Source organism: uncultured Alistipes sp., assembly GCF_902388705.1.
In the GTDB taxonomy this organism is placed as follows: Bacteria; Bacteroidota; Bacteroidia; order Bacteroidales; family Rikenellaceae; genus Alistipes.
The window spans coordinates 136,011-150,982 of the sequence record NZ_CABMQJ010000003.1; the positions used below are offsets into that span (position 1 = coordinate 136,011).

The window sequence follows — 14,972 nt, forward strand, 5'->3', positions numbered from 1 at the left end:
CCCGGCTTGTGCATAAACCAAACAAAAAACCTGAAATATGATCAAATACCTGTTTAAATACCTGCTGGTAGTCCTGCTCGCCGTGGGCTTTGCGGCCTGCTCCGAGGACGAAGGCGCCCAGATACTCGGCAGCCTTTATGAGAAGGTGGATATCACCCCCGATCCCGGCATGAACCTCGTGGGCCGCGTCACCGACGGCAAGAACCCCATCGAGGGCGTGGTTGTGAGCGACGGCTTCACCGTGACGGCCACCGATGCACAGGGCATCTACCAGATGCGCGTGAAGAAGAGCACCCCGTTCGTCTTCGTTTCGGTTCCCGCCGAATACGAAATTCCCCTCAAAGACGGTTTCCCGGCCATCTACAAAAAAATCAGCCTCGGCGACCGCGATGTCGTGCAGCGCAGCTTCACGCTCGAGCGCACGGGCAAGAAGGACAAATTCACCCTGCTGGCGCTGGCCGACGTGCAGATCGGCCGCGACGACGAGGTCGTCATGCTGGAAAAGGAGGTGCTGCCCTTGCTGGTTCCCTATGTGCAGCAGGAGCTGGATAAGCCGGTCTACGGTATTTCGCTGGGTGACCTGGTGTGGGACAACATGCCTTTCCACAGTGTCTACAAGGAACAAATCCGGAAAATCGGCGTGCCCGTCTTCCAGGTTATCGGCAACCACGACCACGACAAGGCGATCGGCGTCGACACGGAGGCCGACCACAGCTTCCGCTCGGCATTCGGCCCCACCTACTATTCGTACAATATCGGCGACTGCCACTTCGTGGTGCTCGACGACGTGCTCTACACCGGTTCCTCCAACTATACCGCCGCAATCACCGATGCGCAGATGGCCTGGCTGGAGCAGGATTTGAAGTACGTTCCCAAGGACAAGCTGATTATCCTCGGCGTGCATATCGCCACCTCGCGCCGCAACCGTCCCACGAGCCATGTCGCCAACTACAGGGAGCTTTACGAACTGTTCGACGGATACCATGTCCGCATCCTCTCGGGACACTCGCACAACAACTACACCACGACGATTTCCGAAACCATCGAGGAGAACACGCTCGGCGCCGTGATGGGCGCCTACTGGAACGGCGAGGAACTCTGCAACGACGGCAGCCCCCGCGGTTATGCGGTCTATGAAATCGAAGGCAACCGAATCAAAAACTGGTATTACAAAGGCACCGCCTATCCCGAGGAGTACCAGATGTACCTCTACGGCCCCGGCCAGGCGGTATCGGAGAAATACCGCGACGGCCTTATCTTCAACATTTTCAACTGGCATTCCACGTGGACGGTCGAGGTGAAAGAGGACGATGCGGCCTGGGAAACGATTCCCTCCGGTTCGAACCTGAAGTACGAGATGGATCGCCGGGCCTATGACTTCATGTTCGGCGAAACCGTGCCCGAGCACCGTCCGACGGCCGAACCGGAGTCGAACTGCGACCACATGTTCTACTACAGGCCGTCGTCCGCGGCATGGAGCCAGGTTACGGTAAAGGCCTCTGACCCCTACGGCAACGTCTATACCGAGAGTATCCGTAATACGGCGGACAAATAGCCCGTTTACGACAGCCTTTTCTCCGCACCGCCGTGACGGACGGTGCGGAGAATTTTAATCCCCATACCATTTTTCCGATTCATGAAAAACCGCATTTTACTTCTCCTGCTGTGCCTTTGCGGCGGGATCACCGCCGCGGCGCAGCCTGCGGGCAACCCCCTCGTTTTCGGCGAAAACCGCCTGACGCTCATTACGCCGACGCTGTTCCGGCTGGAATTCGCCCACGACGGCAAGTTCATCGACGACCCCACGTTTTTCGCTTACGACCGCTCGAACCTGCTTCCTGCGGATCAGTTCGAGGTGCGGGCGCTGGGCGGCGACCGTTACGAGATTACGACCTCGGCCCTGCGGATCGTCTACGAGCACGACGGGTTTCCCTTCGGACTGCATAACTTTGCGGCCTACTATAAACTCAACGGCAAGGAGAAGAAGTTCACCAACCGCTGCATCTTCCGCAACAACCTCGGCGGCCCGGTCGAAACCCTCGACCGCGTCACCGGCGAAATCCCCATGCAGGACGGACTGTTGAGCCGCGACGGCTGGTACGTAATCGACGACGAGCGCTCCGATTTGCTGGTCGACGGCTGGCTGCACCCGCGCGACACGCGCAGCCACGTGCAGGATCAGTACTGCTTCGTCTACGGCAACGACTACAAGGCGGCGCTCGCCGACCTGGGGGCCGTCAGCGGCCGGGTTCCGATGACCCGCAAATACATCCACGGCGTCTGGTACTGCCGCTACTGGGACTACACTTCCGAGGAGTTCCTCTCGATTATCGACGGCTACGAGCAGAACGATTTCCCGCTCGACAACCTCGTCTTCGACATGGGCTGGCATACCTATACGGCCCGAATCGGTACCGGGCATGCCGGCAGCCGCAGCTGGACGGGCTATACCTGGGAGCGCAAACGCATTCCCGACCCCGGGGCGCTGATTGCCGAGGTGCACCGCCGCGGCGTGACCGTGTCGCTCAACGACCATCCGCACGACGGCATCCGCCCCCACGAGGAGATGTACGGCGACTTTATGCGGGACATGGGCGCCGATCCCGCCAAACCGCTCCTTTTCGATTTGGGCGACCGCAGGTACATGGAGACGTTTTTCAAGCACGCCCACCATACCACCGAGGACATGGGCATCGATTTCTGGTGGCTCGACTGGCAGCAGAATTACCTCTATCCCGAGGTGCGGGGCTACCGCTCCACGTCGCTGCAGTGGATTAACGAGCTCTATTACCGCGAGACCGAGCGCAAGGGGCTGCGCGGCGCGGGTTACAGCCGCTGGGCCGGATGGGGCGACCACCGCCATCCCATCCAGTTCTCGGGCGACGCGCAGGCCAACTGGGAAATGCTGGCTTTCGAGGTGAAGCTCACGGCCGCCAGCGGCAATGCGGGCTGCTATTACTGGGCGCACGACATCGGCGGCTTCCGCGGCGATCCCAATCCCGAGCTCACCGTGCGCTGGACGCAGTTCGGGGCCCTGTCGGCCGCCCTGCGCGTGCACTCGACCAAGGATGCGCGCCTCGATCGCCGTCCGTGGATCAGCGGCGAGCGTGAAACCGCCGCCATGCGCCGCATGTACCACATGCGTTCGGAGCTGATGCCCTATATCTACAGCAGCGTCTGGCAGACCCATTCGACGATGGTGCCGCTCAACCGCCCGATGTATATCGAATACGGCAGCGACGAACGTTCGTACCGCAACCCGCAGGAGTTCCTTTTCGGCGACCTGCTGCTCGCCGCACCCGTTTCCACGCCCGGCACAGGCCCCGACAAAATCGCCTCGCAGCGGGTGTGGTTCCCCGGGGAGGATGCCTGGTACGACTTTTTCACCCACGAACGGTTCGACGGCGGGCGGGAGTGCGAAATCGCCAAGCCGCTCGAAGAGTTCCCGCTCTATGTCCGCGGAGGCTGGGTGCTGCCCATGCAGCCCTACACGCCGCGTCCCGCCTCGACGCCGCTTACCACGCTTGTCATGCGCGTATACCCTTCGGCCGGCGATGCCGACAATACCTATACGCTCTACGAGGACGACGGGCTGACCCGTGATTATGAACAGGGTGCGTATGCGACCACGCAGCTCAATTACCGCCGAACGGGCCGTGTCACCACCGTCACGGTTCGTCCCGCCCAGGGCAGCTACGAGGGGCAGGTGCCCCGGCGGGCCTACCGCCTCCAGCTCCCGGCCGCCGGGGAGATCAAAAAGGTGAAAGTCGGCGGCCGCACCGTAAAACCCGTGTTCGACCAAACGCTGGAGTGCAGTGTGGTTGAGGTTCCTGCGACCGACATCCGCCGCGAGGTGAAGATCGAGATTTTCGGTTGAACCGCACCCGTAGCCCGTTTATACGACGAATCCCCGCCGGGCGACGGTGCGGGATTCGTCTTTTTTTCGTATGTTTGTGCGTAAACCCGAGCCGATGAAAAATTGCCTTCCGTATATCGCTTTTGCCTTCTGCCTCGTTGCGCTCTGTGCCTGCCACAAGGGGGAAACGGAGGTGCTGCTGGCCGAACTGGACCGCACCATCGAAAACAAACCCATTTACAGGGGACGCTTCAACCACCGCGCCGATTCGCTCCGCCGGGCGCTGCGGGACGCCGGCGACGATACGCTGCGCTGGCAGACCGCGAACCGGCTTTTCGACGCCTATATCACCTACAACATCGACACCGCCGCGCGTTACGTCGCCCTGATGTACGACCTTGCCCGGCGTACCGGGAGCCGGGATATGAGATTTTTGTCCACCACCTGCGATGTTTCCGTGCTGATCGGCCGCAATAACATCGAGGATGCCTACGACCGCATCCGCTCGCTCGATACCGCGGGCATCACCAGGCGGATGCGGGCGAGTTACTACACCCAGCAGATGGTCGTTTACGGCCGCCTCGCCTCGCAGAATACCTCCGAAGTGCGCAGCAGGGCCTATGCCGATACGCTCGCCCGGATACGGCGCACGCGCATCGGCTTCGGCGGGCATTCGTATGTCACGCGCCAGCGGCTGCTGGCCATCGATTTGATGTCGCAGCAGCGCTACGACGAGGCGCTCGGCGTGCTGCTGCCGCTCTACGATCCTGCGCAGAGCTCCCGGACGCTGGCCCGCGTGGCCTATAACATCGCCAATGTGTACGAGTCCCTCGGCGATCGCGAACAGCGTAAGTACTGGCTCGCCCGTGCCGCGATCAACGATTTGAAAACCCCCGTCCGGGAGTACCTTTCGCTGTACGAGCTGGCCCTGATGATGTTCGAGGATAAAGACATGGAACGGGCGGCGCGCTATATCCAGTGTACGGTCGCCGACATGCTCGCGTGCAATTACAACACCCGGATTTTCCACTCGAGCCAGGCCGAGATGATCATCAACCAGGCCGTCGTTTACAGCATCAATTCCCGCAGCCGCATCCTGACGGTCATGGTCAGCGTCTTCCTGCTGTTGCTGGTGGTCATCGCCCTGCTGCTGTTCCACACGCTGCGCCAGCACCGGCGGTTGAGGCGCAACACCGCCCTTATTTACGAGGTCAACGGACGGCTGCACGAACGCAACGAACAGTTCCGCGCCGTGAACGACCGCCTGCGCGACGCCAACAAAATCAAGGACAGCTACGTGTTCCGCTACATGTACCTTGCGACGCATTACATCGGCCGGGTCGACGAATACCGGCTCGAACTGCGGAAAACCGCGAAAACCGACGGCACGGAGGCCCTGATGCGCAAACTGCGCTCGCCCTCGGACGTCGACCGGGACTACCGCGACTTCTACCGCATCTTCGACGAAACGTTCCTCGGCATTTTCCCCGACTTCGTGGAGCGTGTCAACGAACTGCTCGAGGAGCCGGCGCGTTTTCCCGTCCGCACCGACGGGGCGCTTCCCACCGAGCTGCGTATTTTGGCCGTCATGCGTCTGGGCATCACCGACAGCGGCCGTATCGCCAGTTTCCTGAACTGCGCCTCGGCGACGGTCTATACCTACCGCACCAAACTCCGTAATTCGGCCCTCGGATCGCGCGGCGATTTCGAGAACCGAATCAGGCATATCGGCCTCTGACGGGTTTGGCCGCCTTGCCGAATGGTAACGCCGGCTTTTTTGCCTGGCCTCTGCCGGGCATTTCCCGGTATGCTGCAGAATCTTTCCCCGGAGCGCTGCCGGTTTTTTCCGGAGCGTTGCCGGGCTTCCGTCATATCCCTGTCGGAAGCCCGGCAAAAGCCCGGAGTTTTAGTGTTCCCCGCGTACGATCACATAATCGCCGGGGGCGAGCGACATCCCGTCGAGGCCGTCGAGCACGCCTGCTTTCTGCCGCTTGCCGTTTGCGAGGCGGTAGAGCGTGTATTTGCCCTCTTTCCAGGCCTTGAGCCGGATGCTCATGGTGTTCGGCGTGTCGTAGTCGAGCGCGCTGACCGTGCCCTGGACACGGCTGTTCCACGGCTCCGAGAGCCACCGGTGGTTGGGCTCCAGCGTGACGAACAGCTCGCCGTCCCGCTCGTCGATGAAGTAGATGCCCGTCCCGGTGTAGGTCACCAGCGACGAACTGCCTGTGCCGGCGATGCTTTTAACCCCGTCGCTGACGTTCAGCGGGCACCATTGCGTCACGTCGCCCGAATGGTAGAACTTTTCCGGCGAGGAGAAGATGCTCACGTCGCGGCTTTTCGAGATGGCGAAGTTGCTGCCCAGCTGCTCGTTGACCAGCCGGTCGTACATCTGTCCCGCCGGGGTGGATTTGTATATCTCGCCGGCGACGATGAAGCTGGCCGCTTTTTTCGGCGTGCAGGTGAGGCTTAAGAAATGCGACCCGCTGTGATAGGGGGCGTATTCCTGCATGGTGTACGTCCACATCGAGGCGCACTGCACGCCCAGCGCCCGGAAATACTGTGCCTGAATGGGGTAGAGGTATGCGCTCTGGTTGAAGAAGGTTTCGAATTCGTAGACCGCCTTGGCCTTGCCGGCGTATTCGGGAAGCGTCATCCACCCGTAGCCGTTCACGTCGTCGAAATACTGGTTGAACCAACCCGAATAATCCTGCGAAGTGAGGTCCTTGGGATTGTTCCAGTAGTCCTGCGACACGAGATCCTGCCCGGGGTAGTTGCAGCAGGCCACGGCTTCGGCCTTCGAGGCGAGGGCGCCTTTGAAAATATCGGAATTGCCGTTGCGGTAACGGTGCCAGTTGTGGCTCCAGACGACGGGCTGCTGCGCTCCGGCCGCCCGTATGAGGTCGTGCATGCCGTCGATGTAGTCCCGGATGAGTTCCTCCCGGAAGAGTGCATACGAAACGTCGTTGTCCTGCCGCCCGTTGCCGGCCGCCCAGGCCTGGAAATCGGCGTAGAGGGCCGGTTTGGTCTGTATGTCGGTATAGCTGAAGGCATCGGGTTCGTTGATCAGCTCCCACAGGGCGATGTGCTTCTCTGCCGCATAGGTCGTCCCCGAATAGCTGTTTTTGCGCGCGAGCAGCTGGCGGATGTAGTTTTTCGATTTCCGCACGACCTCCTTGTCATGCACCCATTCCTGGCGGGTGGCGGTCATGAATACCGAATTGGGTACGTAACCGTTGCCCATGTGGTTGATGAATGCGAGCGTGACGTAAATGCCCTGTTCGGCGGCTTTGGCGACCATGTAGTCCAATACGTCCAGGTAGGGCGTTTCGACCAGGTTGCCTTCGGCGTCGGTGAAGTCGGCCGGGGTCAGGTGGCAGCGGATGACCGAAACCTTGAGTTTGGCCACCTCTTCGAGGTTGTTCTCGGCCACGCGTTTGAGCGCTTCGGCCGTTTCCGGAATCCCGCGTCTTTTGAGCCGGTCGTTGTATTCCCAGCTCAAACAGGGCTGGAAGTTGACGCCCCAGAGCGCTAATTCTCCGCCTTCGGGCGCATATAATTTTCCGTTCTGCACGGATACGTAATCCCCCGTCGCGGGCGGAGTCGGGGGCGTCGGCGGGTTGGGGTCGGGCGTTTCGTCCGTTCCGGAGTTGGAACAGCAGGCCAGGGTCATCAACAGACCTATTGCAACGATAAAGCGCGTCTTGATCATGAGTTTGGTTTTTATTCGGTTTTCAAAGATAATTCAAATGCGGCCCAACCCCGTCCTTTGGCCGGACGGGGTTCTGCGGCCGTGTTATTTTTCCCAGGCGAGTTTGGGGTATCCGCCGCCCGAGTTGCCCAGCGTGCGCCAGTAGGCGTCCGGGGCGTCGGCCGTGGTTCGCCATGCCTGGTGCGTCGAGGGCTGGGGCCATGCGGCGCCGAACTTCGCATTGCCGGTCTGGCTGCCGCCCCCGCCGGCCGGGATGCCGTCCAGGTCGCCGTTCCAGTAACAGTAGGAGATGCTGCCGGAGTTGTGCTCGCCGACGATGGCGCCGATGGCGCTGTCGCCCTTCACCTGTCCGATGTGGTAGCAGGCCGTGATGGTTCCCTTGTGGAATCCGCAGATGCCGCCTGCCCCGGCCCAGCCCGAGGTCTGGCACTCGATCAGCCCGTCGTTGTGGCAGGCGATGATCTCCGCACTGGTGCTCTGGCCCGCAATGCCGCCCGAGTTCCATTTGGCGCCTACCTTGCCCGCATTGTAGCACGAGCTGATCGTCGCCCCGCTGTTGAGCTGCCCGCAGATGCCTCCGGCCTGCGACCCTTCGACGATAACGGTGCCCGTGTTGTAGCAGCGCGTGATGAGCGTGGCGTTGTATGTGAGTCCCGCGATTCCGCCGTTATTGTCGCCTGCGCCCCACGGCAGGATGAGGTCGCCCGTGTTGTAGCAGTCGGCGATTTCACATCCGTCGGCCTGCCCCGTGATACCGCCCGTTTTGCTGGGTTTGCCGCCGATGCCGCCCGCGTTGCCGCAGCCGCTGATCGTTCCCTTGCCGCAGTAGCCGGCGATGCCGCCCGTGCCGTCCGACGGTACGGTGGCGTCGATGGTCAGCGTGCCCGTGTTCAGACATTCCGAGATGGTGCCGTTGTTGTTATACCCGCAGATGCCGCCCAGCGTGTTGCTGCCGCCGTCGGTCACCGAAGCGCGGTTGGTGCACCGCTCGATTGTTCCGGTGTTCTCTCCGCAGACCATGCCCGCATGCCACTGCCCCTTGAGTGCGCTGGCCGAGGCGATCACCACGTTCCGGATGGTCCCCGCATTCGCGGCGAAGAGCCCGGCGTTACCGTTTCCGAGCGACACCTTGAGGCGGCTGACGGTAAAGTTGCCGCCGTCGTAGATGCCGTTCAGTTTCGAAATGGGCGTCCACTCGGCGTCGAGCAGGTCGATATTGCCCTGCTGGAGGTATTTGTTCCCGCGGCTGGCGTCGTCGAGGTCGATCATCTTCAGTTCGGCGATTGTGTTGACGGGGATGAAGCCGTTGTCGTCCGCATCGCGGAAAGCGACTTTCCCGTCGACGATTCGGAGGCTGATTTCACTGCTCTCCTCGCGTCCGATTTCGTATTCCATGCCGTCGCAGACGATTCTTGCGATGGTGCCGACCGGAACCCCGGCCTGTTCCAGGGCCTCGCCCCCTGCGTCGAGCGTGATTTCCGTCGGGCTGTCCGACCCGGCCAGGTAAACCTCGACGGTGCGGTTTTCAAGCCCCTCGAGCCGGTAATGCGTCGGGGTCATGCCCTGGGCCGTTCCTCCGGCACCTTCGGCCCAACTGCCCACGCCGATGGTTCCCAGCGTCAGTTTGCTGCCGTTGAGCACCAGCGGTACCGTGTAACGGTAATCGGCGAGGAACACTCCGTCGGTGGGGGATGCCGCTGCGCTCACCTCCGTGGTGCTGACGGCCCCGTTGACCGTAACCGAAACCGTAAACCGGGGTGTCGACGGTTCGATGATTGCCTGCCATTTGTTGCCGTTTGCGACATGGTAAGCCTTTATTCCGTCCACCGTGAGCGCCGTGGCCGCAATCGTTCCCATTTCGAATTCCACCATGGTTTTCAGGTGCCTCATCGGGACGTTGTCCATCTCCCGCAGCGGTACCTGGGCGGGGTTGTCCCAAGCCAGCTGGTCGGCGTCGACGAGTCCCTGCGCCGTGCCGTCCTGTATGGCTGCGCCCTCCTTTTTGAGGGTGATTCCTACGGGCTGGCGCTTGTTGTCGGGGAATACCACCGCGTCCCCGTCCGGCACCCATTTCCCGCCGTCGTATTTATATGTGGCCTGCATGCGGTCGCTGCCGCTGCCGAGCGTCACCGACATCGTATGTCCCGCGCGGGTCGATGCCGGGCCCATCGTGGGGTCGTCGTCGCCGGCCTCGGCGCGTGAAACCTCGGCCATTCGGGTGCGGATGGAGATGCTTTCCACCGTCGTAGGCTCCGGCCGGCCGTTCTTTGCAGTGTCGTCGTCGGAGCATCCTGTCGCTGCCGTGCCCAGCGCGAGCATGGCCAGATAGAGGATATGTCGTTTCATGATATGCGCTTTAATAGATTAGAAGTTGATTTCGATCGTGTGGTTTTGCCCGGCTGTCAGGGCCGGCATCGTCTTGATGACGAAGTTCCGGGGACGCTCCTGCCCGCCGATTGTGACGGTGCCGATGGTCTCGGGGGCGATTTCCGTATCCCCAGGCAGCATAATCAACTGTGCGTCGCCTGTCTGCGTGTCGCAATAGGCGTCGTATCCTGCCACGCAGAGCGACGTGATTTTGCTGCCCGACATCGTGCCGACGAGCGTGAATGTGAGTTTCGGCCGTTCGTGTCCCAGCGTCAGGGGAACGGCCTGCGCCGGGTCGACATCTTTCAGCTCGGCCGAAAGCCAGTCCGCGGCGAGGAATGCCTCCTTCGTCTGCTGGTCTTTGGCCACGGTTCCGCCCTGGGCCTGCCGCGCCGCTTCTGCCGGCCAGCTTACCCTGACGGTGGACAGGGCGCTCCCGTCCACGGGGAAGTAGAGCACGTCGTCCTGCGTGGCTCCTGCCAGCGTATTGTCCGCATAGGCGTAGGTCGCCGTCCGGGCTTTAACGGTTACCGAGGCTTCGCCCAGCCCCGGAATCCCGAAGTAGTCGTCCGCCGCATAGTTCGCCGCGGCGCGGCTTCCGGTGCCGATTCCCGCGATGCGGAGCCGGACGGGTGTGCCCGTATCGAGCGTTTGCTGTTCCGAGCAGGAGGTTCCGGCAAGGAGTGCCGCAACGGCACAAAAGAGTAAGAGTTGTTTCATAGTTTATCGGGTTTAGGTTGTCTTCTCCGGTTGTGCGGTATAACAAAAATAGTCCGCCCCGGCGACTTAAATTATCCCGGAATTATCAAATACTATTACGTTTCCGCCATTTACCCTTCCTGCGCGGCCGCAAAGGCCTGCCGTCTTTGTTCCGGGCAGGCGGGGGATACGAAAAAGCGGCCGGATAGGTGTCCGGCCGCTTCCCCGTCCGTTCGGGGCTGCTCTATTTCCTGCGGTATTTCTCGGCGTATTCCTTGGGCGAAAGCCCGAAGTGCTCGCGGAAGCATTTGGTGAAATAGGAGTGGGAGTTGAACCCCACGCTGTACATGATTTCCGAGATGCGGGTGTCGCTCTGGGCCAGGTACTGCGCCGCCCGCTTGAGCCGTACGGTGCGGATGAATTCGTTGATCGACTCCCCGGTCAGCGCCTTGACCTTGCGGTAAACCTGCTGGTAGGAGTAACGTGAAATCTCGCACAGTTCCTGTATGCCGAATTCCGAGTTGTCGATATTCTGCTCGATGGCCTTGACCAGCGTGTTGATGAATTTGTCGTTCTCCGATTCGATCGGGATTTCCGAAGGGTCGGTGAGCAACTTCTGCCGGTAGCGTTCGCGCAATTTGATGCGCTGCTCGATGAGCGAGTTGACCCGTGTGCGCAGCGTCTTGATGCTGAACGGCTTGGCGATATATCCGTCTGCGCCGGCCGAATATCCCTCGGCGCGGTTCTCCTCGTCGCCCTTGGCCGTGAGCAGCAGGAACGGGATGTGGCACGTGAGCAAATCGGCCTTGCTGCGGCGGCACAGTTCGAAGCCGTCCACCCCGGGCATCATGACGTCGCTGATTACCAGGTCGGGGTAGATGTTGCGGATTTGCTCCCAGCCGTCGTCCCCGTCGTGCGCCGTGTATATTTCGTACTGCTCTTCGAGGTTTATGCGCAGGAAATTCCGCATGTCCTCGTTGTCCTCGACGATGAGCACCTTCGGGTTGCGCTCGGCGGACTCCGCTCCGGGCTGCCTTTCCGCCGCCCTGCCGGCGGACGGCGCTTCCGCCGGGTCGACCGGGAGCGTGAACGTGAAAGTGCTGCCTTTGCCCGGGGCGCTTTCGAGGGTGAGCGTGCCGCCGTGCAGCTCGACGAAATCCTTTGCCAGCATCAGCCCGATGCCCGTGCCGCGGATCGATTCGAACGACGGGTTGCTGCCCTGGTAGAACCGCTCGAAGATGTGTTCCCGGTCGGCTTCCGTGACGCCTATTCCGGTGTCCGACACCTCGACTGCGGCAAACCGCCCGTCGTCGCTGCGGCGCAGCGAAACCGTTACGCCGATATGCCCGTTGTCGGGCGTGAACTTGAAGGCGTTGGAGAGCAGGTTGTACAGCACCTTTTCGACTTTGTCGCTGTCGAACTGGAAGGTGAGCTCGGTTTCGGAGGACTCGAAATCGTAGTCGATTCCCCGGCGTTGCGCCTGGTAGGCGAATGAATCGTAGATCACGCGCACGAAGGAAACGAATTCGCCCGTGCTGGGGTTGAGTTTCATCTTCCCGTTGTCGAATTTGCGCAGATCCATGATTTGGTCGATCAGCCGCAGCAGCCGCTCGCCGTTCTGCCGCATCAGCGCGAGCTGTTCGAGCTGGCGCTTGTCCTGAATCTGCTCCCCGAGGCTTTCGATGGGGCCCAGAATCAGCGACAGCGGGGTCTTGAATTCGTGCGATACGTTCGTGAAGAAACGCATTTTCACCTGGTTCAGCTCCTCCGTCTTCATGCGTTCGAGTTTTTCGAGCCGGAGTTCCGAGAGGAGTTTCATTTTGGTGAGCGTCAGGTTGTAGGCGATGATTACCACCGCGATGATGAGCGCCGTGTAAATCGTGTATGCCCACCAGCTCAACCACCAGGGCGGCAGGATGTGCACCTCGATGCGTGCCGTGCGGTCGCTCCATATGCCGTCCGAGTTGCAGCCCTTGACCTTGAAGAGGTACCTGCCCGGCGAGAGGTTCGAATAGGCGGCGTAATTCTGCATGCCGCCCGTCATCTGCCACTCCTTGTCGTATCCCTCCAGCCGGTAGGCGTACTTGTTGTCCGAGGATGCGAAGTTGAGCAGCGAGAAGTAGAAGCGGAACGAGTTTTCGTTGTGGCGCAGCCGCAGCCCGTCGCTGTACAGGATCGAGCGCGGCAGTACGATGCGTTTGCCGATTCGGTGTCCGGGGCGCACCTCCTTGTTCCACAGGCTGAACGAGGTGATCACGGTCGGCGATTTGTCTTCGTTGAGCAGGATTGCGTCTGGGTGGTAGCGGATGTAACCCCCGTCGCCGCCCATGTAGATGTAACCTTGCGGGTCGATGAAGAAACTGTTGTAAATCAGTTCGTCGATTCTCAAGTCCCGGTTGAGGTCGCAGACGATTTTGTTTTTCCGCACCGGGTCGTACATGATGAGTTTGTTGGTCGTGGCGGCCCAGATGCGGCCGCGGTTGTCCGACGTGACCGTGCGTATCGACTGCGAGAGGTCGAGGTCGTTGTCGAAACGCTCGAACAGCCCCGTCGCGGGGTCGAGTTTGCAGAGTCCCCGGTCGGTGCCCGTCCACACGTTCCCGTCGCCGTCGACATGGATGGTGTAGATGCGGTTGCTTATCAGGCTGTGTGGATCGTTCGTGCGCACCTTGTATTGTACGAAGCGGTCGTTGCGTTTTTCGTACTTGAACAGCCCTTCCTGCGTGGCCGCGAACCAGATGTCCCCCTTGCCGTCCACGTCGAAATACCCGATGTCGCAGTTGTCCGACTTGATGATGTCGCTGATCAGCCGGGTCTTGTAGCTCAGGTGCGAAATGCCGCCGTCGGGGCGGTAGTGCGGGGTGATGAAGCACAGGCCGCTGCTGATGTTGGTCACGATGTCGTGGTCGGCGTCCTCCTTGATGTCGTAGATGTACTTGAGCGAGAAGTTCCGGTTCGGATGCTCGGCGCGTACGAAGCGGTCGCGCGCGGCGTCGTAATAGTCGATTCCGTCGTTGGTGCCCAGCCACAGGGTGCCGTGGCTGTCGCGTACGAGCCGTTTGGCGATGCTGTGCGAAACGCCCCTGTCGGCCATGTAGCGGGTGTATCCGGGGTTGCGGCGGGTGCTGTCGTACCGCAGGACGCCTTCGTTCGTGGTAATCCACAGGCTGTGGTCGGGCGTTCCGAGCAGGTCGTTGACGATGACTTTGCGTTCGGCCCCCTGCCTGCCGTTGGTCAGGCGGACACAGTCGATTTTCTTGCGTTTCAAATCGAGTTTCGCCAGTCCGCTGTCGGTGCCGAGCCAGATGATGTTCTGCCGGTCGCGGAAAAGCGTGCGCAGCGAATTGTTGGGCAGCGACGTCGGATCGAGCAGCGAACTGTAATAGGCGCTGGCCTGCCCGCTGCGGGTGTCGTAGAGCGTGAGCCCGTCGGCCGTTGCCAGCAGCAGGTGCGTGTCGTCATAGCTGATTATGCTCTTTACGTCGTTGTCCGTGAGTTTGCCGTCTTCCTCGCGCAGGGTGGCGAGCGGCTGCTCGGGATGCCGGATATCGAGGACGACCAGTCCGCTGGAGCTTCCGACGTACAACAGGTCGGGGGTGTTCTCCGGAATGTACAGCGCATTCACCAGGTTGTTGTAGGTGTCGTTGGGCAGTTTCCGGCTCCGGGTTTCGTAGCGGACGAAGCTGTTGTCCGCCGGGTTGAAGCGGTAGAGTCCGTCGAAGGTGCCGAGCCACAGCATCCCGTGCCGGTCGGCGCAGATGCTGCGGATTTCGTTGGCCATCCGGTCGAATGCATCGGGCACCAGTACGAAATAGTTGATATAGCGCTTCTGGAGGTCGAGGCGGATCAATCCTTCGAGCGTTCCGACCCACATCACCCCTTGCGGGTCGTCGTGGATGCAGCGGATGCGCAGGTTGTTCAGCAGCCGCAGCGAGTCGTTGTCCGCGTGGTATTTCACGAAACTCTCCGTCGCGGGGTCGTAGAGGTCGAGCCCTTTTTCGGTGCCGACCCACAGCCTGCCCGTGCGTGTGAGGTGTATGCAGTTGATGAACGAGGCGCTGACCGACGTCGAATCTCCGGGATTGTAGCGGAAGGTTTCGAAATTGTAGCCGTCGTAGCGGTTGAGCCCTTCGGCCGTTCCGAACCACATCAGCCCCGTACTGTCCTGTGCCACGGCGAAAACCATTTTGTCCGACAGCCCCGCGTCGATCGAGAGGTTGGTGAAATGGAGGTTCGTGACCTGCCCCCACAGCGGCAGCCAGCAGAGCAGCAACAATCCGGTCGCAAGATGTTTCATCGGTCGTTTTTTAGGATGTCACTACAAATATACCTTTTTTTTAC

At 61.0% G+C, this 14,972-nt stretch carries 7 protein-coding genes; 3 read left to right on the plus strand and 4 right to left on the minus strand.

Features of this window, described 5'->3' with window-relative positions; genetic code table 11:
• Positions 1-37: 37 nt before the first annotated feature.
• The 3 genes from QZT71_RS02100 (at position 38) to QZT71_RS02110 (ending at position 5,594) form a co-directional block, all read left to right on the plus strand.
• Complete coding sequence (locus tag QZT71_RS02100; protein WP_295911734.1) at positions 38-1,555, plus strand: calcineurin-like phosphoesterase family protein; 1,518 nt, start codon at positions 38-40, stop codon at positions 1,553-1,555.
• An 81-nt stretch (positions 1,556-1,636) separates the two neighbouring features.
• Complete coding sequence (locus tag QZT71_RS02105) at positions 1,637-3,877, plus strand: TIM-barrel domain-containing protein (protein WP_295911736.1); 2,241 nt, start codon at positions 1,637-1,639, stop codon at positions 3,875-3,877.
• A 94-nt stretch (positions 3,878-3,971) separates the two neighbouring features.
• Positions 3,972-5,594 carry a DUF6377 domain-containing protein gene (locus QZT71_RS02110; RefSeq protein WP_295911739.1) on the plus strand — a complete coding sequence of 541 codons (1,623 nt, stop codon included), beginning with the start codon at positions 3,972-3,974 and terminating at the stop codon, positions 5,592-5,594.
• 168 nt (positions 5,595-5,762) lie between these two features.
• Here QZT71_RS02110 and QZT71_RS02115 read toward each other — a convergent pair whose 3' ends face one another.
• The 4 genes from QZT71_RS02115 to QZT71_RS02130 all read right to left on the minus strand — a co-directional run bounded on the left by QZT71_RS02115 (position 5,763) and on the right by QZT71_RS02130 (position 14,928).
• Complete coding sequence (locus QZT71_RS02115) at positions 5,763-7,565, minus strand: hypothetical protein (RefSeq protein ID WP_295911742.1); 1,803 nt, start codon at positions 7,563-7,565, stop codon at positions 5,763-5,765.
• Between the two features lie 84 nt (positions 7,566-7,649).
• Positions 7,650-9,911, minus strand: coding sequence for a hypothetical protein (locus QZT71_RS02120; protein WP_295911745.1), 2,262 nt, complete (start codon positions 9,909-9,911; stop codon positions 7,650-7,652).
• An 18-nt stretch (positions 9,912-9,929) separates the two neighbouring features.
• Positions 9,930-10,652, minus strand: a complete 723-nt coding sequence (locus QZT71_RS02125; protein WP_295911749.1) for a hypothetical protein — start codon at positions 10,650-10,652, stop codon at positions 9,930-9,932.
• Between the two features lie 223 nt (positions 10,653-10,875).
• Positions 10,876-14,928 carry a two-component regulator propeller domain-containing protein gene (locus QZT71_RS02130; protein ID WP_295911752.1) on the minus strand — a complete coding sequence of 1,351 codons (4,053 nt, stop codon included), beginning with the start codon at positions 14,926-14,928 and terminating at the stop codon, positions 10,876-10,878.
• Positions 14,929-14,972: the final 44 nt, after the last annotated feature.

Coding starts and splice junctions, on each gene's coding strand:
- QZT71_RS02130 (WP_295911752.1), bottom strand. CDS start 14,928: ATGAAACATCTTGCGACCGGATTGTTGCTGCTCTGCTGGCTGCCGCTG.
- QZT71_RS02100 (WP_295911734.1), top strand. CDS start 38: ATGATCAAATACCTGTTTAAATACCTGCTGGTAGTCCTGCTCGCCGTG.
- QZT71_RS02110 (WP_295911739.1), top strand. CDS start 3,972: ATGAAAAATTGCCTTCCGTATATCGCTTTTGCCTTCTGCCTCGTTGCG.
- QZT71_RS02120 (WP_295911745.1), bottom strand. CDS start 9,911: ATGAAACGACATATCCTCTATCTGGCCATGCTCGCGCTGGGCACGGCA.
- QZT71_RS02105 (WP_295911736.1), top strand. CDS start 1,637: ATGAAAAACCGCATTTTACTTCTCCTGCTGTGCCTTTGCGGCGGGATC.
- QZT71_RS02115 (WP_295911742.1), bottom strand. CDS start 7,565: ATGATCAAGACGCGCTTTATCGTTGCAATAGGTCTGTTGATGACCCTG.
- QZT71_RS02125 (WP_295911749.1), bottom strand. CDS start 10,652: ATGAAACAACTCTTACTCTTTTGTGCCGTTGCGGCACTCCTTGCCGGA.